Consider the following 19,599-nt stretch of genomic DNA (forward strand, 5'->3'; position numbering starts at 1 on the left):
CTACGGGCGCGTGGGTCGGAGTGACGGCCGCGACCGTGGTGGCCCTGATGATCTTGCTGACCATGTTCATGGTTCCGGTGATCACCAACTCGACGCAGCAGATCGGTAGCTACCTGGCGAATGGGCTCGCCTGCGGACCCAACGCCGACGCCGAACAGCCCGGCGCCAGCGGTTACGCCATGGACTCCATCCCGGAGAACTACCTGGAGCTGTACATGGAGGCGGGAGAGGATCGGGGGATTCCCTGGAACATCCTCGCCGGGGTCGGCCAGGTCGAATCCCATCACGGCCGGTGGGACGGCCCGGGGATCACCGAGGGGCACAACGACTGGGGCGCGGCGGGGCCCATGCAGTTCGGCGCCCTGGACGGTTCCGCCGCCGGTAACAGCTGGGGTGGCGAGCCGATCCAGGCGGTCGACGATCGGCCGGACGAAGGTTACGGTCTCGACGGCAACGGCGACGGCATCGTCAACGTCTACGATCCGGCGGACGCGATCCCTGCCGCTGCGGACTACCTGATCGCACACGGACTGCAGGACGACGTCCGACAGGCGATCTTCGGCTACAACCACGCCTGGTGGTACGTGGACGACGTGATGGAGTGGGCCGAGCGTTACGCCGATGGCGACTTCAACACGTCGAACTCCATCCGCACGGCGGTGCTCTGTGAGTTGGACACCGAGGGGCTGCCGATCGGGCGGGCGCCGGACGAGATCACACAGGCGGTGGTCGACTGGGCCCTGGCCCAGCGGGGCAAGCCCTATATCTGGGGCGGCACGGGACCGACGGGTTACGACTGCTCGGGTCTGATGATGAAGGCCTATGAGAGTGTCGGACTCACCATCCCCCGGGTCTCACAGGAGCAGTGGAGTTTCGGCCCCAGGATTCCGGCGGGAGAGGAACAGCCGGGTGACCTGGTCTTCTTCGATGTAACAACACACGATCAGCCGAGTCCCGGGCACGTGGGAATGGTGATCGGTGACGGCCTGATGGTGGAGGCCTGGTGCACCAACTGCGGCCCGATCGCGGTCCGCGAGTACGATGACCCCAACCGCTCGGACATCCTGGGCTTCACACGTCCGTCGCAACACCCTGACGTGCTCGCTCAGTTGGAGGCAGCTGATAACCGTGGCTGACACGAAGGAGCCGGTTCGGAAGAAGGGCCTGCACGGTTGGCGGGCTGCGGTCGCTGTTTTCGGTTGTGGGACTCTAGCCGCCTTCGGTGTCTTCGGTGCAATTGTCGGGGTTCTGAACTTGCTGCTCACCACAGCGGTATCTGGAATCTCCTCTAATGACGAAGGCGTTCCAGTGGTAGTACAGTCAGCGCAGCCACGTGAGGAGTTGGAGCCGGGGGCATTGGATCTCTGCTCAGATTATCTGGTTAATATATCTGATATCGATATTCGGAATACTCTGAGTGTAGAGCATTCAGATGATGCTCAGGATCCTGGCTATGGCAGTGAGGACCTCAGGGTGGTCTCGGGGCAGTGTAGTTTCGATGTAACTCCGCAGTACGGATCCACCAGTCAGTGGGTTTTTGATTTTAACTTTAACGCCATAATCTATGATCCGGCCCAAAACCGCGACCGCGTGGCCAAAGACATGCTGGCGCAGCGACTTGACGAGGTGGAGAGTGAGCTGGTGTCGGTCAAGTCCCGAGCTGATCATGAATGGTCTGATGGTTCTCACTCCATTTATGGGGAGAGCGCCAGTGGTGTGTCCAAATACATTGTAGTATCCCGAACGCGAAGTGCGGTATATACTGTGATTTTCGCAGGGGACCCGGGAAGTGTGGAACAGGGTATTGTTCCAGAATTCGATTTCCAGCGTCAAGCAGATGCCTTGATCGGTCGTCTCCACGAAAGATTTTTCAGAGTTATCCCGGAGTGAGTCAGCCCTGACCTGGCTCAGGCGACACCGGCCATGAAGTGGTGGCGGCACAGCGTCGTGTACGACTCGTTGCCTCCGATGTGCACCTGTTCTCCCTCGTAGACCATCACGCCGTCCACGACCCGCGCGTTGTGCGTCGCGCGCGCACCGCACCAGCAGCGCGCGTACACGGGAAGTACCTCTATCCTGTCAGCCAGCTCCACCAGGCGTTTCGACCCCGGGAACAGCTGCCCCTGGAAGTCGGTGAGGATCCCGTAGCAGTACACGTCGATGCGCATCCCGTCGACCACTCCGGCGAGCTGGCCTACCTGCTTGAACGACAGGAACTGCGCCTCGTCGCAGATCACGTACGGGGCCTTGCGTTCGGCGATGTCGTCGTACAGGTCCAGGTCGTCACCCACCTCGACGGCGGGCGACGTCAGGCCCAGGCGCGAGGAGATGATGCCCGACCCGGCGCGGTCCTGCTTCGTGTACAGCACGCCCTCGCCGCCGCGTGAGTGGTGCTCCTGGAGAGCCATCGTGCTCTTACCCGAGTTCATCGACCCGGTGAAGTACTTCAGCTCCGGCATGCATCTTCCTCGGTCGCGGGCGCTGTCCGGCGGCTCGGGCTCCCTCGCCGTGGCCAGGTGCGAAGATACCAGCGGCTCCCCGCCCTGCGGGAATCGTCCTTCTCCTCCCGGTCCCCGTGGCGTCCCCGGGGTTTCGCCGGTCCGTATCCGGGGGTGGCGTGCGGCCGTGTCACTTCCGGTCTTCGGCGCTGGGGAGCGACCTTCGTCCGAAACCGGGGTGTGGGACGTCGCACCCGGGCAGGAGGCCCCCGACGCCGCTCTGGGGTGACCACGCCCGTGGACCACGTCCGCTTTCGGTTGGGCGGGAAGTGGTCTGAAAGGTAGGCCGACTCCTTCGATATATTTGGTCGCTGGTCGCCCGAATGGGGGTGCAATTTACCGAGGGGGCGTGACGTTGCGGCGTGACCAGGTCACACGCATGGTGGAGGGCCGGTGGTTCTCCACGCTGATGCTTCTGGTGATTCTCGCCAACGCCGCCGTTTTGGGATGGGCCACTTACGGAGGTTCCGTCCTTCCGTATCTTCTCGTGGTGGAGCGCGTTTTCATCGGGGTCTTCGTCATCGAGTTGGCGCTCAAGATCCACGCCTGGCGGGGCCGGTACTTCCGCAGCGCGTGGAACTGGTTCGACTTCCTCGTCGTGGTGGTCTCCGTGATCCCCGCGACCGGCCCCTTCTCCGTGCTCCGGGTGCTGCGCGTCCTGCGGATTCTGCGGATCATCAGCGTGGTCCCCCAGATGCGGATGATCATCACGGCCCTGTTCCGCTCGGCGCCCGGGATGGGAACCGTCATCGGTCTGCTCCTGGTGATCATCTACTCCGCGGCCGTGCTTGGGCACCAGCTGTTCGGTCAGAACGTGCCGGAGTACTTCGGGGACCTGGGGACGACCCTGTACACCCTGTTCCTGGTGATGACCACGGAGAACTGGCCGGACGTCGCCGACGCCGTCCTCGCCCACCACCCCATGGGCTGGATGTTCTTCGTCGTCTACATCGTGATCACGACCTTCATCATCCTCAACCTCGTGATCGGGGTGATCGTCACGTCGATGGAGCAGGAGGTCGACAAGGCCATGTGGGCCGAGGACCAGGAGTTGGAGGAGGTCCAGCACAGGGTGGTGATGGACCGGCTCGCCGAGCTGAGCCGGCAGGTCGAGCGGCTTGAGCGGTTGGTGCGCGAGCGCGACGGGCAGCCGATGAGCCCGCCCGTGAGTGAGAACTAGCGGTGGGGGACAGCCGGACACCCGGAGGGCCCGAGGGAGGCGGCGTCCGGGCGTCGTGCGTGTGGTGGGTTCAGGCGGCGATCGGAGCTGAGCGGGTCCTGGAGAAGCAGGGCCGCCCGCCCGTCCGGTGGGGAGGGAGCCTCTGGAGCCGCTGTTCGGAAGCCGAGCTGTGTGGCGAGTGTTTCGACTGGTCGACCACCACCTTCCGTCCGCCGACCGGGCGTGGGAACAGGGCCTCGTCGATGACCGCGTGGAGGCGTCCGGGGTTCGGGCGAACCGGGATGCCGCGTCGGGCCATGCGACCTTCGGCTCGCCGTTCGATCTCCGACGGTTCCGTGTGCCGAGCGCCCCGGAAGATGTCGGCCGTGTACCCCGGTACCCGACAGGGGCCTGGGATGACCTGGGCGCCGAGTCCCCTGCTCCCACTCCCGCACACCCCGTGCCGGAGGGAAGCCGGCGCACACGGAAGCACGGTGGCCCGCCCGTTTCGTGGTGACCGACCGGTGGTCGGACCCGGGCCGTCCGAACGGGGCCTGACGCGCTCAGGCACACGTGACCGGTGAGTACCGCTCCGCCACGTGATCACATCGCTGATCCGACCCCTTACGGTGCGCTTATATCGAGGGGGTAGGAAGAGGCCAACCCTATGGAGTGAGTGAGCGATGTTCGACGACGTGATCGATTGGTTCAAGGACCTCTTCGGAGGAGCCACCGAGGAGGTCGCCCAGGGGGTTTCCGACACCGTGGCCGAGGCTGGCAGCGGTCTGGGCGCCGCACAGGAGACGGCGCAGTCCTTCGGAGAGGACGCGATGGGCACCGCCACCGAGACCGCCCAGGGCTACGGTGAGGAGGCCCTCGGCGGAGCGGCCGAGACCGCGCAGGGCTTCCAGGAGCAGGCCGGCACCGTCGGAGGGATCGTCGAGGATCCGGGCGGCGCGGCCACGGACGCGGCCACGGACCACTTCTTCGGTGACAACCGCTGACCCTCGGCCTCGCCCGGCGGGCCAGGTGGGGAGGCCCGGGATCCGGGTTCTCCCCACACCCCGACGCCTCACCGTCCCCGGCGCCGTCCGGTCCGTACGCCGGACCGGGGGTCCCGGCCCGGGCGCGGGACGCCACGCGCGCCGCTCGGCGCTTCGGTCAGCCGGACGGGGTCCAGTAGGCGACGAGTCGGCCGACATCGTGCTCCACCTCGTGCCAGGGGCCCTGGAAGGTGAGGAGCGCGACCGAGCTGGCGGGGAAGCCCGAGAGGTTCAGGCGGGGGAGCAGATCGCCGTCGGCCTCACCGGTCAGGGCGTCGGCGAGCCAGTGCAGGCCGGGGTTGTGGCCGACGATCAGGAGGTCGTCCACCTCGTCGTCGGTCTCGTGGAGCAGGGCGACCAGGTCGCCCGGGGCGGCCTCGTAGAGCCGTTCGTCGAAGACGGTTCTGGAGGGCGCGGACAGTTCCCGTTCGGCGAGCCCCCAGGTCTCCCGGCAGCGGGTCGCGGTCGAGCTCAGGACCAGGTCGAAGCCGAGACCGTTCCGGGCCAGCCAGCGGCCCGCCGCGGGGGCCTGTTCGCGCCCGCGTTCGGACAGCGGACGTTCGTGGTCGGAGTCGCGGGACCAACTGGCCGTGGAGTGGCGCAGGAGCGCGACGCGGCGTGTCTTCTCACCCATGGTGGTGATCGTCGCACAGAGTGACCACGCGCGCGGGAGAACGCGGAAAACCGGTCAGGACGCCGGTCAGGAGAGCGGGCGGGACACCGGCCGGGGAAGGGCCCGGTCGGTGACGGACTCGGCGAGGCGATCACGCTCACCGGCCTCCTCCGGGCGCACGGCCGGGGCCAGGTCGACGAGGTCGGCGGGGGCGCCGTCCGGCTCCGAGATCACACTGACGACGGCGCCTTCGTCGAACCGGACGCGCAGCTCGTTCGGGGTGCCCGGCCCCCGGTCCACGAGGACCGTCCCGTCGGTCTTCCGGCACCGTACCCCCGGGAAGTCGCAGCCGGCGCGAACGCCCTCGCCGTGAGGGTCGAGCACCTCCGAGCCGCCCCACGACAGCACGTGGACCGTCGCGCCCTCCTCGTTCCGGTAGGTGATCCGCAGCCCGTCGTTGATCTCGTGGACGCGTGCCGGCGCCCAGTCGGGATGGTCGAGGACACCGATCGTGTGGTCGAACCCGGAGATCTGCTCCCGTGCGCGCTCGACACCCGCCCACACACGCACCAGGTCCGACACCAGGGGGAGCGCCACCAGGGCCGACGCGACCACCGCCACGGCGGCCAGCGGGCCGGGCGGCCGCGGTGACGGGAGCCGTTCGACCAGCAGACACGCGCCCACGGCGGCGGTGCTGATCATCCCGGTCAGGAACACGATGTTGACGGTGAGGCCGCCGGGTAACGGGGTGGCCGCCGGGGCCAGGTACGCCACCACCACCGGTGTGGCCATGGCGGTACCGGTCACGAGAGCGGCGATCGAGGTGGGGTGGTCGATACCCGTCCCCTCCAGCCAGCGCGCCGACAGCCACAGCATCAGCAGGATGGCCCCGACGATCACCGGGGCGAGCAGGAGGACCCACGGGATCGCGCCGCTCAGCGTCAGCGCCCGGGCGGCCTTCCAGACGCCGATCGGGAACAGCGCCATCAGCGGGGATCCGATCAGGCACAGGGTGAGGAACGCGCCGACCGCGGACCCTCTCGGTCGGCGTGTGGGCGATCGTGTCAGCACATCGTCCATCACAACCCGGATCACCCTTCTGGCGGGGAGGACACGTTACGCCTGTTCAGGCTTGGGCGCCAGATGTGCAGCGCCGGATCCGGGCTTGACGTTCCGCCCCCAGGGTCGGGATCCGGTCAACGGCCGGTGTTGAGGGGGAGTCCACCGGAATTTTTTCCCCGCGCGTCAGGAGGGGCGAACTGTTCCCCTCCTGACCCTTCCGCCGGGGCCCCTCCCCGCCGGAGACCCTCCCCCGTGACGAGGGCGGTCGGACGCCTCCTAGGACCCCAGCTCACGCCGGTACTGGCGGCGGAAGGCGTTGAACCACGCCCAGTCCGGGTCCAGTTCGCTGCGGAGCTTGACCTTGCCCTCCGGCCAGTCGACCAGCTGGGCCTCGAACTCGGGCAGGACCCCCGACTCCGGGTCCAGGTAGTAGTGGTAGTGGCGCTCCCCGCGCTCGGTCTTCTGGGCGAACAGGGCCCCGTTCTCCCGGAGCACGCCCTCCAGACGCGCCTCCAGGTCGCCGAGGGCGGCCTCGGACGCCTCGATCGGGCGCTTCTCGGCGTCCATGGTGGCGAACGGAACGACCACCTGCACGTAGAGGGAGAACGCGGGGAAGTCGCGGCGGGTGAGCGGGTGGCGGATCAGGATGCGCACCGCGCCGAACAGCGGGTGTGTGCCCTCCAGGGTCACCCAGCCGTCGGCGCCGCCCAGCAGGTCGGCCATCTGCCGCGCCACGGAGGGCATCGACGTGGGCGGCAGCGGGTCGAGCGGCGGCTCGTCCAGGGAGTCGATCCTGCCGATCCACCGCACCACGTCGTCCTCGCCCAGCGCCAGGAGGGTGACGTGTTCGGCCACCCCCTCGCGCACCTCCTCGGGCAGGAACATGTTGTCGGGGTGGTAGACGCCGACCTCGATCTTTCCGGTGGCCTGGTTCACACGCAGGGACACCGACACGTGCGACAGGTCGAGTTCGTGGTCGTCCAGGGTCAGCACCGACGACAGGCGTTCGTGGTCGGCCGGGCGGACCGGCTGGAAGGCCCACTGCTCGTCGTCGGGGGCCGACCGGGCCCAGCGCTCGGACATGACGCGGGCGTCGTCGGAGGGGCCGGGGCGCAGCGTCATGGCGTAGGTGGGGCCGCCGGTCAGTCTGGACGGGTCGTCCAGCGCGGCGAGCTGCTCCAGGAGCGCGCTCGGGTCGACGTCCGGGGAGAGGTCCAGGTCCTCGATGTCACCGCCCTTCTGCTCCGGCGGGCGCCCCACCTCCCAGTCGAGGTCGGGGTGGATGCCCTTGACCAGGGAGGTGACGCGGTCGGAGACCTCGTCCGGGACCGGTTGGGCGGACTCCACGGCGTTGGCCAGGACCTCACGGATCCCGGGCCAGGCGTCCCAGAAGGCGGTGACGGCGGTGGTGGAGTCGGCGGAGCGGCGACGACGGAACAGAGCCATACAACGATTTTCGCAGAAGCCCGCGACCACCCTCGCCGGGCACCGCGAGGGGGAGGGCCCGACGCGGGGCGGTCCCGGCCGGGACCGGGCGGGTGCCGCCGGAGCCGTGCGGACGCGGCCGGGGGTGAGGTGTTCGCGTGGCCGGGACCCCCGTGCGCCGCATACGCTGGACGGCACTATGACTTTGCGTGTACTGGCAGCCATGTCCGGCGGGGTCGACTCCGCGGTCGCCGCGGCCCGGGTGGCCGAGGCGGGCCACGACGTCACCGGCGTTCACCTGGCGCTCTCCAAGAACCCGCAGTCCTACCGCACGGGGGCGCGGGGCTGCTGCACGGTGGAGGACTCCCACGACGCCCGGCGCGCCGCCGACGTCATCGGCATCCCCTTCTACGTGTGGGACATGTCCGAGGAGTTCGACCGCGAGGTCGTCCAGGACTTCGTCGCGGAGTACGAGTCGGGCAACACGCCCAACCCGTGCCTGCGGTGCAACGAGAAGATCAAGTTCGAGGCCGTGCTGGACCGGGCGGTCGCCCTGGGCTTCGACGCCGTGGCCACCGGGCACCACGTGCGCAAGATCGACGGGCGCCTGGTGCGCAGTGTCGACGGGCGCAAGGACCAGTCCTACGTCCTGGGCGTGCTCACCGCCGAACAGATCGACCACGCCATGTTCCCGCTGGGCGACTGCACCAAGGACGAGGTGCGCGCCGAGGCCGAACGCCGGGGCCTGTCGGTGGCGGACAAGCCCGACAGCCACGACATCTGCTTCATCGCCGACGGAGACACGGCCGGGTTCCTCAACCGGAGGATCGGCGCCAGGCCGGGGCCGATCCAGGACGAGGACGGCAACGTGGTCGGCACCCACGACGGGTCGCACACCTTCACCGTGGGCCAGCGCAAGGGGCTGGGGCTCGGCGGGGCCGCGCATCCGCGCTACGTGCTGTCGATCGAGCCGGTGAACAACACGGTCACCGTGGGGCCGCGCGCCTCCCTCAGGGTGGACCGGATCACCGGGGTACGGCCGGTGTGGAGCGGGTGCGCGCCGCTGACCGAGCCGACCGACTGCCGGGTGCAGCTGCGTGCCCACGGGGAGGTGTACCCGGCCAGCGTCGTGCAGCGCGACGGCGCGGACGGGCCCGAACTACAGGTGCGGCTGGCCGAGCCCGCCACGGGTGTGGCGCCGGGGCAGGCGGTGGTGGTCTACGACGGCGACACCGTGCTCGGGTCGGCGACGATCGCGGCGACCGCGAGGGCGGAGGAGGCCGGGTCCGGGGTCGCGGGAGCGGCCGGATAGCCGGTGTCCCCGGGGTTCCCGGGCCGCTTCGGCCCGCCCGTCGCCCCTGCCGTGACCTGGACTGTCGGAAGGAACACCCTCGACAGCGCCCGCACACCCCTTGCCGAGGTTAGGTAAGGCATAGCATAGTTGCGGCGAGATGAGGGGGGCCTGGTCCATGCATGCGTTCGGTTTCCTGGAGGGGCAGCCCTTCTGGCTCGTCTACTTCACGCTGCTCGGTGTGATCCTGCTCCGGGTCCAGGCCACCTACTGGATCGGCCGGGGACTGGGCGAGGGCGTGTCGCGGAGCCGGACGGGCAGGCGGCTCGGCCCGCGCCTGGAGGCCGCACGTGAGCGCATCGACCGCTACGGCGCCCCCGTCGTGACCCTGAGCTTCCTCACCGTGGGGGTGCAGACCGCCGTCAACCTGACGGCGGGCGCGATGCGGATGCGGTTCGGACGCTACCTCCTCGCGATGGTCCTCGGATCGCTGATCTGGGCGGGCCTGTGGTCGGTGGTGTTCTCCGGCGTCGTCGGGGCCTGGTGGGCGCTGTTCCTGAACTCGCCGTGGGTGGCGGTCGGGGTGACGGCGCTGGCGGCCGTGATCGTCGGGGCGCTCGTGCTGCGGGCGCGGCGCCGTGATCGGATGCGGGCCGGGACACGTGATCGGGCCGGCACCGCCGCATCCGACCCCGCGGCCGAACCTCCCCCGGAGGAGCCCTCGGCCGAACCTCCCCTGGGGCCGGAGGACGCCGACCGGACGGTTGTCCACAGGCCGTCACGGGTTGCTGGCGCCGAGTAGGGATCAGCGCCTACGCTCGATGGCGGGGGCGCCGCGAACCCCCGGTCAGGGCACCTGAAACCCCCGAACGAGTATCCCCCGCAGTGTTCCGGTCCGGCCAGGGCCATCCCCCGCCTGTGGACACGAGCGGCATCCGCCATCACGCGCCGCCCTGACCCGCCGGGCCTCAGGTCGCCCCCGCGCGCGGCCAGCGGCGTGTCAAAGCCGGTACTGCTCGCGCACCAGCGTCACCTCCGCGCGGCCAGCAGCGCGGGCCGCGCCGCCCGGTCCGTCCGGTCCGGGCGAGGGTCGGGGACACGGACCGCCCGTCATCACGCGCCGCCCGCCCTCCGTTGCCCTAACCTTGGGCAACGTGAGCGAACAGTACCCCTACCCCTGGCCCGACGCCTCCGCGACCGGTGTCGGGTCCTGGCCGGGGGAGGACCCCGACGAGGCCGTACGCACCATCCTCGGCGAACTCCCCGACCTCCCCCACCTGCCCGAACTTCCCGCGCGCGGCGTCGGCGCCGACATGATCGGCCGCACCGGCGGGCTCCTCGTCGACTTCCCCCTCGAGGTCCAGCCCAGCGGATGGCGGGTCGCCGACAGCCCGGGCCGCGACCTCGCCCGCGCCACCAGCCTCATGTCCTACGACCTGGACGCCCTCACCGAACACGCGCACGGCTTCGCGGGCACGCTCAAGATCCAGGTCGCCGGACCCTGGACCCTCGCCGCCTCGATCGAACTCCGCTCCGGCCAACGCCTGGTCTCCGACCCCGGCGCCCGCCGCGACCTGGCCGAGTCGCACCTCGAGGGCGTCCTCGCCCATGTCGCCGAGGTCCGCAGGCGCGTGCCCGGTGCGCGCCTGCTCGTCCAGGTCGACGAACCCTCCCTGCCCGCAGTCCTCCTCGGCTCCCTCCCCACCGCCAGCGGGTACGGCCGCCTGCCCGCCGTCGACCGCCTCCACGTCGAGGCCGCCCTGCGCGTCCTCTTCGCCGCCCTCGACGACGCCGGGGCCGTCCCCGCCGCCCACTGCTGCGCCGCCGGGGTCCCCATCGACCTGATGCGTCGCAGCGGCGCCCGGGTTCTCAGCCTCAACGCCCTGCTGCTCGACCGCGACCACGACGAGATGCTCGGCACCGCCGTCGAGGCCGGTGTCGGTCTGCTGCTCGGCGTCGTGCCCTCGCTCGACGGCACGCCCGAGGAGGCGGCCCGCCCGTCGCCCGCCACCGCCCGGGGGCGGCACCGCGAAGGAGCGGGGCACCCTCGACGGACGTCGTCGGCGAGGTCCCCCCGACTGTCCGACCCGGCCGCTACCGTCGATCCCGTACGCGAGCTTTGGAACCGGTTGGGAATCACCCCTGACCTGCTCTCCCGCGCGGTGGTCACCACCCCCACGTGCGGTCTCGCGGGTGCCTCGCCAGGGTACGCGCGCGCCGCCCTCACCGCGGCACGCGCGGGGGCCCGGGTCCTGCGGGACGAGCCCCGCGGGTAGACCCGCCCCGGGGCCGCGAACGCAGCAGGCGAGCACGAGAGCAGCAGAAAGGCAGGACGTGAGCGCGCACGACGACACCACCCACATCCCCGACGAGGTCCGCGCCCGCCACGAGGAGCTGTGTCAGGAGCTGGACGACTACAGCTACCGCTACTACCTCGGCAAACCGATCATCTCCGACGCCGAGTACGACACCCTCATGGCCGAGCTGCGCGACATCGAGCAGCGCTTCCCCATCCTCGTCAACCAGGACTCGCCCACCCAGAAGGTCGGCGCCCCCATCAGCGTCGACTTCGCCGAGGTCGAACACCTCGTCCGGATGGAGAGCCTGGGCAACGCCTTCGACGTCGACGAGCTCAACGCCTGGGCCGACCGGGCCAGCGCCGAGGTCCCCGTGGGCTCCTACCTGTGCGAGCTGAAGATCGACGGCCTGGCCGTGGACCTCGTCTACGAGAGGGGCCGCCTCGTACGCGCGGCCACCCGCGGCGACGGCCGCGTCGGCGAGGACATCACCCTCAACATCCGCACCATCGACGTCGTCCCCGAGCGTCTCGACGAGTCCGTCCGCCCGGCCCCCGAACTCCTGGAGGTGCGCGGCGAGGTCTTCCTGCCGGTCGAGGACTTCGAGAAGCTCAACAAGCGCATGACCGACGCGGGCGAGCACCCCTTCGCCAACCCCCGCAACGCCGCCGCCGGGTCGCTGCGGCAGAAGGATCCGCGTGTCACGGCCACGCGCCCGCTGTCGATGATCGTGCACGGCGTGGGCGCCTACACCCCGGCGGGCGGCGAGGGCTCCTCCGAGGGGGTCGCGCTCACCAGCCAGTCCCAGGCCTACACGATCCTCGGTGAGTGGGGGCTACCGCTCAGCGACCGCTACGAGGTGGTCGACTCCATGGACGCGGTCCGCGAGTACGTCGCCCGCTACGAGCGCGACCGCCACGTGCCCGCCTACGAGATCGACGGCATCGTCGTCAAGGTCGACGACTTCTCCCTCCAGCGCCGCCTGGGCTCCACCAGCCGCGCCCCCCGTTGGGCGATCGCGTACAAGTACCCGCCCGAGGAGGTGACCACCAAGCTCGTCGACATCAAGGTCGGCGTGGGCCGCACCGGTCGCGTCACCCCCTACGGTGTGATGGAGCCGGTGGTCGTGGCCGGATCGGAGGTCGAGTTCGCCACCCTGCACAACGCCCAGGAGGTCGCCCGCAAGGGCGTGCTGATCGGCGACACCGTGGTCCTGCGCAAGGCGGGCGACGTCATCCCCGAGATCGTCGGCCCGGTCACCGACCTGCGGGACGGCAGCGAGCGTGCGTTCGTCATGCCGGAGAACTGCCCCGAGTGCGGCACCAGGCTCGGTCAGCAGAAGGAGGGCGACGTCGACCTGCGCTGCCCCAACGCCCGCTCCTGCCCGGGGCAGCTGCGCGAGCGGGTCGCCTTCATCGCCGGACGCAAGGCCCTGGACATCGAGGCGCTCGGCTACGTCGCCGCCACCGCGCTCACCCAGCCGCTCGAACCCGCCGAGGCTCCGCTGCGTGACGAGGGCGACCTGTTCGACCTCACCGTCGACCAACTGCTGCCCATCCGCACCTACGTCCTGGACCCCGACACCTCCGAGCCCAAGACCGATCCCAAGACCGGCGAACCCAAGGTGGTGTCCTTCTTCGCCAACAAGGAGGGGGAGCCGAAGAAGACCGTCGAGAAGCTCTTCGAGCAGCTGGAGGAGGCCAAGCGGAGGCCGCTCTGGCGGGTCCTGGTGGCCCTCTCGATCCGGCACGTGGGCCCCCGCGCCGCCGAGGACCTGGCCCGCCACTTCCGCTCGATCGACGCCATCCGCGAGGCCAGCGAGGAGGAGTTGGCCTCCGTGGACGGTATCGGCCCCACCATCGCCAGGTCCGTCCGCGAGTGGTTCGAGGTCGACTGGCACGCCGAGATCATCCGCAAGTGGCGCGCCGCCGGTGTCCGCATGGAGGACGAGAGGTCCGACGAGTACGAGACGGACGCGCTCAAGGACGTCACCGTCGTGGTCACCGGCGGACTGGAGGGGTTCACCCGCGACAGCGCCAAGGAGGCGATCGCCGAGCGCGGGGGGCGCGCGACGTCGTCGGTGTCGAAGAAGACCAGCTTCGTGGTGGCGGGGGAGAGCCCCGGCTCCAAGTACGACAAGGCGGTCAAGCTCGGCGTGCCGATCCTCGACGAGCAGGGCTTCCGGATCCTGCTCGAATCGGGCCCGGACGCGGCCGCCGAGGCGCGGATCAACCCGCCCGCCGACGCGGACACGGAGCCCGCCTAGCCTCGGCCGCGGGGCGCGGCGGCCGGGACCGTCGCTCCCCACGACCCCGCGACCGTGCCCTCCGCAACCCCGCCGGCAACACGCCGCGCCCCACCCGGCAGCGCGCGTGGCAGGCCCGGAACCCGCGTCCGGGGTGTCTCCCCGCCGACCCACCCCCATTACGCACCGTGTTTCACGGATAGTTCCGAGCATGCGACAGTTGGTGATGAAACCGCGTAAGCTGGACATTAAACGCCCGGATGTGGACACATCCAAATCCCGGATTCGGCTATGAGGGGTGGCCGTCTCGTGGGAACCTCGACACTCAGGAGCGACGGCGCCAGGCGTGCCGCCGTCCTCCGCGTCCCCCTCACGAGGACCACGGATGAAGGACCCCATCAGCACCAGGGACATCGGCCCCCGCGTCGGGACGCCACTCTGGCTGTACATGGCGAGCACCATGCTCGCCGGACTGGGCCTGCTCGTCTTCGCCAGCCTCGAACTCGGCCTCGCCCAGCTCCAGGCGCTCATGTCCGAACCGCTCCTGTGGGTCCTGCTGTGCATGATCGTCCTCGGCGAGCTCAGACCCATCTCCATGCCCGGCCAGCCGCCCAACAGCGGCACCCCCACCTCCCTGCCCTTCTCCTTCGCCGTCGTCCTCTTCTTCGGGCTCCCCGTCGCCGCCCTCCTCCAGGCCGTCGCCACCGGGGTCGGCGGGTTCGTCCGGGGTCACGCGGCCCACCGGACCGCGTTCAACGCCGCCCAGTACACCCTGTCCCTGGGCGTCGCCGACGCGGTCCTCCGCCTGCTCCTGCCCGCCGTCCTGGACGTGCCCTGGATGCCCGACGGAGGCGAACTCCTGGCCGTCGCCGCCGCCGGGGCCGCCTACTTCGCGGTCAACCGCGTCCTGGTCATGTGCGCGGTGGCCATGCACGAACGCTCACCCCTCGCCCAGGTCATGTACAAGGGGCTCGGCCAGCAGGTCTACGTCAACGGCGTCCTGCTCAGCCTCGCCCCGCTCGTCGTCACCGCCATGACCCACTCCCTGCTGTACGTGCCGCTGTTCGCCGTTCCCCTCGGCGCCCTCTACACCAGCGCCCAACTGTCGGTGAAACGCGACCACCAGGCCAACCACGACGAACTCACCGGCCTGGCCAACCGCAGCCGGCTCACCGTGCACGCCCGCCAGGAGATCGGCCAGGCCCAGCAGCGCGGCCGCAGGGTGGGCCTGCTCCTGCTCGACCTCGACCGGTTCAAGGAGGTCAACGACACCCTCGGCCACCCGACCGGCGACCGCCTCCTCCAGACCGTCGCACAGCGGCTCACCCACAGCGTGCGCCCCGGCGACCTCGTCGCCCGGCTCGGCGGCGACGAGTTCGCCGTCCTGCTGCCCAAGGTCCGCGACACCGCCTCCGCGCGGGAGGTGGCCGTCCGCCTGCGCGACGCCCTCGCCGAGCCCGTCCGGCTCGACGGCATGGACTTCGACCTGGAGGCCAGCATCGGCATCGCGCTCTTCCCCGACGACGCCCCCGACTTCGAGCTCCTCATGCAGCGCGCCGACGTCGCCATGTACGTGGCCAAGAGCGGCCGGACCGGCGTCGAGTCCTACGATCCGGGCAAGGACCGCAACTCCACCGCGCGGCTCAGCCTCTTCAGCGAACTCCGGCGCGGCCTCACCGACGGGGCCCTGGAGATGTACTACCAGCCCAAGGTCTGCCTGGACGACGGGCGCCCCGTCGGCCTGGAGGCCCTGGCCCGCTGGCGCCACCCCTCCCGCGGCCTGCTCGCCCCGGAGGAGTTCATGCCGGTCGTGCAGCAGTCCAACCTGTTCCGCGCCTTCACCGGGCAGGTCCTCGACACCACCCTCGCCCGGGTCGCGGACTGGCGGGAGGGCGGGATCGACCTGCCCGTCTCCGTGAACCTGAGCATGCGCGAACTCCTCGACCCCGCGCTGCCGGGCGCCGTGGCCGCCGCGCTGCGCGACCACGGCGTCCCGCCCGAGCAGCTCGTCCTGGAGATCGGGGAGCAGGCGCTCATCACCGACACCGAGGCCGCCACCGCCGCCGTGCGCGCGCTCCGCCGCCTGGGCGTCGGGCTGGCCCTCGACGACTTCGGCACCGGCCACTTCACCCTCGCCCAGCTCGCCGGGCTCCCCCTGGACGAGGTCAAGATCCACGAGTCCTTCACCACGCGGCTCACCGACGACACCGACAACGGCCACACCGTCGTGCGCGCCGCCATTGCCCTGGTCCGCGCCCTGGGCATGCGCGCCACGGCCGAGGGCGTCCAGACCCGCGAACTCGCCCGGGCCGCCCGCGATACCGGCTGCCACGCCGCCCAGGGACACTACTTCGCCCCCGCGCTCGCCGCCCGTGACGTCACCGGGTGGCTCGGGGGACGGGGCCGCGGAGTCCCCTCCGGGACGTCCGCGCGCCGCCACTCCGCACGCCGGCGGTTCCTTCCCCGGTCGGCACCGGGACCGGTCACGGAGCCATAGGATTGGGGCGGTACACCAAGTCCGCCGAAGAAATGGTTCTGATGACCGCCATCACCCGCGATGAGGTCGCGCACCTCGCCCGGTTGTCGCGGCTGGCGCTCGACGAGGGCGAGCTCGACACACTCGCCGTCCAGCTCGGTGACATCCTCACCGCCGTGGCCAAGGTGCAGGAGGTCGCCAAGGGCGACATCCCGCCCAGCTCGCACGCGCTGCCGCTGACCAACGTCTACCGTCCCGACGAGGCCCGGCCCGGCCTCACACCCGAGCAGGCCCTGTCCGGGGCCCCCGCGGTGGAGGACCAGCGCTTCCGGGTACCGCGGATCCTCGGGGAGGAGGAGTAGATGAGCGAGGTCGTCAGCCTGACCGCCGCCGAACTCGGCGCGGCCATCCGTTCGGGTGAGGTGTCCTCGGAGGAGGCCACCACCGCCTACCTGGACCGGATCGCGTCCGTCGACGAGGAGATCGGCGCCTTCCTGCACGTGGGCCGCGAGTCCGCGCTCGCCCAGGCCCGTGCCGTGGACGCCCGCCGTGCCGCCGGTGAGGAACTGGGCCCGCTCGCCGGGGTCCCGGTCGCGCACAAGGACGTGTTCACCACCAAGGACATGCCCACCACCGCCGCCTCCAGGATCCTGGAGGGCTGGCAGCCGCCCTACGACGCCACGGTGACCGCGCGCCTGCGCGAGGCCGGGCTCGTCATCCTGGGCAAGACCAACATGGACGAGTTCGCCATGGGCTCGTCCACGGAGAACTCCGCCTACCAGGTCACCCGCAACCCGTGGGACACCGGCCGCATCCCCGGCGGCTCCTCCGGCGGCTCCTCCGCGGCCGTGGCCGCCTTCGAGGCGCCCCTGGCCACCGGCACCGACACCGGCGGCTCCATCCGCCAGCCCGCAGCCGTGTGCGGACTGGTCGGCGCCAAGCCCACCTACGGCGGCTCCTCCCGGTACGGGTTGATCGCCTTCGCCTCCTCCCTGGACACCCCCGGCCCGTTCGCGCGCAACGTGCTCGACGCGGCCCTGCTCCACGAGGCGTTCTCCGGCCACGACCCGCACGACTCCACCTCCGTCGACGCGCCGGTGCCGCCGGTCGTGGACGCCGCCCGCGTGGGCGACATCGACGGTCTGCGGGTCGGCGTGGTCAAGGAGCTGGACAGCGACGGCTTCCAGCCGGGCGTGCGTCAGCGCTTCCACGAGACCATCGAACTCCTGGAGTCCCTGGGCGCGAAGGTCGTGGAGCTGTCCTGCCCGAGCTTCGACGCGGCGCTGTCGGCGTACTACCTCATCGCCCCCAGCGAGTGCTCCTCGAACCTGGCCCGTTTCGACGCCATGCGCTACGGCCTGCGTGTGGGCGACGACGGCACGCGCAGCGCCGAGGAGGTCATGTCGCTGACCCGAGCCCAGGGCTTCGGGGCCGAGGTCAAGCGGCGCATCATGCTGGGCACCTACGCGCTGTCCAGCGGGTACTACGACGCCTACTACGGCAGCGCGCAGCAGGTGCGCACGCTCATCAAGCGCGACTTCGACGCCGCCTTCGAGAACGTGGACGTGCTGGTCTCCCCGACCACGCCGACCACCGCGTTCCCGATCGGCGAGCGCTCGGACGACCCGATGGCGATGTACCTGGCCGACCTGTGCACGATCCCGTCCAACCTGGCCGGGAACGCGTCGCTGTCGGTGCCGTGCGGCCTGGCGCCCGAGGACGGCCTGCCGGTGGGCTTCCAGATCATGGCTCCGGCCCTGGCCGACGACCGCACCTACCGGGTGGCGGCGGCCGTCGAGCGCGCCCTGTCCGAGCGCGACGGCGCCCTGATCGCCCGCAGCCCCTACGCGGTGTAGCCTCCCTCCGGCCCGGTCCCGGCGGGACCGGGCGTCGGAGTCCGCGTGTGCCCGCCGTGTCCGACACGGCGGGCACACGCGTGTCCGGGGCAGGGGCCGTGAGGGGGAGCGAGGTCCGTGTCGGCCCCGCCGCCGAGGACCGCGTCACGGCCGCTGCCGCGGCGCCTCCCGCACGGACGAGGGCCCGTCCGCGTGATCACTCACGCGGACGGGCCCTCGTGTGCGCGACCGCTCACCGGCGGTCCCGGGGGACTAGCCCTCCAGGGAGTCGGTGTTGTCGGCCTTGCGCTTGCGGCTCAGGTAGATCGCACCGGCACCGGCGCCCAGGGCCGCGACGCCGGCGGCGACCAGACCGGCCAGCGCGCCACCGGTGACCGGCAGGGACGGCGTGTTGTTGTCGTCCGGGGTCGGCTCCGGGGTCGGCGTCGGGGTCGGGCTCGGCTCCGGGGTGGGGGTCGGCTCCGGGGTCGGCGTGGGCGACGGGCTCGGGCTCGGGCTCGGCGACGGGCTCGGCTCCGGAGCGGCGGTCCAGTCGACGGACGCGGACGCGGTCACCTCGACCTCGCCCTCCTCGGCCGTGATGAGCGTCTGGGTCTCGACCTCCTCGCCCTTGAACAGGCGGCCGGTCTGCACCGTGGCGGAGGCGGACAGGCTGAAGGAGGCGGAACCGTCCTCGGCGTCCTCGGGGACGGAGAAGCCGACGGTGTCGCCGTTGCCCACGGCGGTCACCTCCTCGCCCGTCTCCAGGTCGACCAGGTCGACGCCCTCGGGGACGTCGGTCCCGAGTTCGACCGGGATGTCGCCCTCGAAGCTGGTCTCGATGAGGAACTCGCCGACGGTCTCGCCCGCCTGGCCGGTGGCCTCGCTCGGCGTGATGCTCAGCGTGGCGTCGGGCTCGGCGGTCTGGTCGAGCTCCTCGGCGTTGCCGATGAGGTACTCGTAGATCGCCGTGGTGGCGGGGTCGGCCCGGGTCAGCTCGGCGCCGTTGCTGAAGTGCCAGATGGCGGCCTGGGTGGCGGAGAGCGCGTGCGAGTCGCTGGCGCGGCCGGGGGCGTCGGCGGCCTCGGCCAGCTCGGCGGCGCTCGCCGCCGGGTAGCCGTTCTGGAGGACCCAGTGGACCTTGGCGGGCTCGGCGAAGTCGCCCTTGCCCGGGTAGTTGGCCCAGGCGTCCTCGCGGTACCAGGCGCGGCCGACGATGCTGGTCTCGAGGTCGATGCAGTAGGTGGTGAGCGTGGTGCCGTTCTCCAACTCGAGGTTGAAGAGGCTCACCCGGGTGCGCTCGCCGTTCATCCAGACGGGCTCGCCGCTCTCGGCGTTGTCGACGTACTGGCCCCGGACGGAACCCTCGTAGGGCTCCGGCTCGGCGGCGGCGGGGGCGGCCAGGCCGAAGGCGAGCAGACCCGCGGCGGCGGCCGAGAGGCCGACCCGGGCGGCGGAACGGGGGAGAGTCAGGTCAGTCAATGTTGTGTCCCGGTGTGTCTAGGGGTTACCGGTGGGCCCGCACGGGTGGAAACGGGGGTGGAACGGGCACGGCCTCCACGCACACGCACGGCGGGCGGGACGAGTCTTCGGGGGTCGTCACAGCCGCCTGGGGCGGTCACCGGACGGTCCAAAAAGCGTGGCACCGCGTCCGT

17 protein-coding genes are annotated in these 19,599 nt (G+C 70.9%); 11 read left to right on the forward strand and 6 right to left on the reverse strand.

Annotated elements, in window-relative coordinates; translation table 11 throughout:
• The first annotated feature begins 68 nt into the window (after window positions 1–68).
• On the forward strand, window positions 69–1,136 hold the full coding sequence (locus tag DVR05_RS00235) for an NlpC/P60 family protein (protein WP_369974481.1): 1,068 nt from the start codon (window positions 69–71) through the stop codon (window positions 1,134–1,136).
• Window positions 1,129–1,890, forward strand: coding sequence for a hypothetical protein (locus tag DVR05_RS26460; RefSeq protein WP_157982367.1), 762 nt, complete (start codon window positions 1,129–1,131; stop codon window positions 1,888–1,890). Before DVR05_RS00235 ends, DVR05_RS26460 begins: the two co-directional genes overlap by 8 nt.
• 17 nt (window positions 1,891–1,907) lie before the next feature.
• Here DVR05_RS26460 and DVR05_RS00240 read toward each other — a convergent pair whose 3' ends face one another.
• The gene (locus DVR05_RS00240; RefSeq protein ID WP_116243741.1) at window positions 1,908–2,459 is read right to left on the reverse strand and encodes a thymidine kinase; all 552 of its coding nucleotides are present in this window, start codon (window positions 2,457–2,459) and stop codon (window positions 1,908–1,910) included.
• Between the two features lie 418 nt (window positions 2,460–2,877).
• Here DVR05_RS00240 and DVR05_RS00245 point away from each other — a divergent pair, with 418 nt between their 5' ends.
• Window positions 2,878–3,678 (forward strand): ion transporter, encoded by an 801-nt coding sequence (locus DVR05_RS00245; protein WP_116243947.1) that lies wholly within the window; start codon window positions 2,878–2,880, stop codon window positions 3,676–3,678.
• A 70-nt stretch (window positions 3,679–3,748) separates the two neighbouring features.
• On the opposite strand, the gene DVR05_RS27860 is transcribed toward DVR05_RS00245, so the two are convergent.
• The gene (locus tag DVR05_RS27860; protein ID WP_369974478.1) at window positions 3,749–4,420 is read right to left on the reverse strand and encodes a Scr1 family TA system antitoxin-like transcriptional regulator; all 672 of its coding nucleotides are present in this window, start codon (window positions 4,418–4,420) and stop codon (window positions 3,749–3,751) included.
• Here DVR05_RS27860 and DVR05_RS00250 point away from each other — a divergent pair.
• Window positions 4,341–4,661 (forward strand): hypothetical protein, encoded by a 321-nt coding sequence (locus tag DVR05_RS00250; protein WP_116243742.1) that lies wholly within the window; start codon window positions 4,341–4,343, stop codon window positions 4,659–4,661. The two genes, DVR05_RS27860 and DVR05_RS00250, sit on opposite strands and share 80 nt — an antisense overlap.
• Before the next feature lie 157 nt (window positions 4,662–4,818).
• Here the strand turns inward: DVR05_RS00250 and DVR05_RS00255 are convergent, their stop codons facing one another.
• The 3 genes from DVR05_RS00255 to DVR05_RS00265 all read right to left on the reverse strand — a co-directional run bounded on the left by DVR05_RS00255 (window position 4,819) and on the right by DVR05_RS00265 (window position 7,821).
• Window positions 4,819–5,334, reverse strand: coding sequence for a histidine phosphatase family protein (locus DVR05_RS00255; protein ID WP_116243743.1), 516 nt, complete (start codon window positions 5,332–5,334; stop codon window positions 4,819–4,821).
• Window positions 5,335–5,400: 66 nt separating this feature from the next.
• Complete coding sequence (locus DVR05_RS00260; protein WP_116243948.1) at window positions 5,401–6,300, reverse strand: hypothetical protein; 900 nt, start codon at window positions 6,298–6,300, stop codon at window positions 5,401–5,403.
• Between the two features lie 351 nt (window positions 6,301–6,651).
• Entirely contained in the window at window positions 6,652–7,821 is a 1,170-nt protein-coding gene (locus DVR05_RS00265) for a DUF695 domain-containing protein (protein WP_116243744.1), read from the reverse strand.
• Window positions 7,822–7,999: 178 nt separating this feature from the next.
• Between DVR05_RS00265 and mnmA the strand changes: the two genes are divergently transcribed.
• From mnmA to gatA, 7 genes are all read left to right on the forward strand, one after another.
• Window positions 8,000–9,112: a tRNA 2-thiouridine(34) synthase MnmA gene (gene mnmA, locus DVR05_RS00270; protein WP_232831897.1), complete on the forward strand. Its 1,113-nt coding sequence runs from the start codon at window positions 8,000–8,002 to the stop codon at window positions 9,110–9,112.
• 157 nt (window positions 9,113–9,269) lie between these two features.
• Window positions 9,270–9,893 carry a DedA family protein gene (locus DVR05_RS00275; protein ID WP_116243746.1) on the forward strand — a complete coding sequence of 208 codons (624 nt, stop codon included), beginning with the start codon at window positions 9,270–9,272 and terminating at the stop codon, window positions 9,891–9,893.
• Between the two features lie 352 nt (window positions 9,894–10,245).
• Window positions 10,246–11,367 carry a methionine synthase gene (locus tag DVR05_RS00280; RefSeq protein ID WP_116243949.1) on the forward strand — a complete coding sequence of 374 codons (1,122 nt, stop codon included), beginning with the start codon at window positions 10,246–10,248 and terminating at the stop codon, window positions 11,365–11,367.
• A gap of 58 nt (window positions 11,368–11,425) precedes the next feature.
• Window positions 11,426–13,654 carry an NAD-dependent DNA ligase LigA gene (ligA, locus tag DVR05_RS00285; RefSeq protein ID WP_116243747.1) on the forward strand — a complete coding sequence of 743 codons (2,229 nt, stop codon included), beginning with the start codon at window positions 11,426–11,428 and terminating at the stop codon, window positions 13,652–13,654.
• Between the two features lie 364 nt (window positions 13,655–14,018).
• Window positions 14,019–16,130: a bifunctional diguanylate cyclase/phosphodiesterase gene (locus tag DVR05_RS00290; RefSeq protein WP_116243748.1), complete on the forward strand. Its 2,112-nt coding sequence runs from the start codon at window positions 14,019–14,021 to the stop codon at window positions 16,128–16,130.
• A gap of 41 nt (window positions 16,131–16,171) precedes the next feature.
• Entirely contained in the window at window positions 16,172–16,471 is a 300-nt protein-coding gene (gene gatC / locus DVR05_RS00295) for an Asp-tRNA(Asn)/Glu-tRNA(Gln) amidotransferase subunit GatC (protein ID WP_116243950.1), read from the forward strand.
• Window positions 16,472–17,965: an Asp-tRNA(Asn)/Glu-tRNA(Gln) amidotransferase subunit GatA gene (gene gatA / locus DVR05_RS00300; RefSeq protein ID WP_116243749.1), complete on the forward strand. Its 1,494-nt coding sequence runs from the start codon at window positions 16,472–16,474 to the stop codon at window positions 17,963–17,965. It abuts the gene before it with no gap.
• A gap of 252 nt (window positions 17,966–18,217) precedes the next feature.
• On the opposite strand, the gene DVR05_RS00305 is transcribed toward gatA, so the two are convergent.
• Window positions 18,218–19,426, reverse strand: coding sequence for a thioester domain-containing protein (locus DVR05_RS00305; RefSeq protein WP_116243750.1), 1,209 nt, complete (start codon window positions 19,424–19,426; stop codon window positions 18,218–18,220).
• Window positions 19,427–19,599: the final 173 nt, after the last annotated feature.

Source organism: Nocardiopsis sp. FIRDI 009, assembly GCF_003386285.1.
Taxonomy (GTDB): Bacteria; Actinomycetota; Actinomycetes; order Streptosporangiales; family Streptosporangiaceae; genus Nocardiopsis.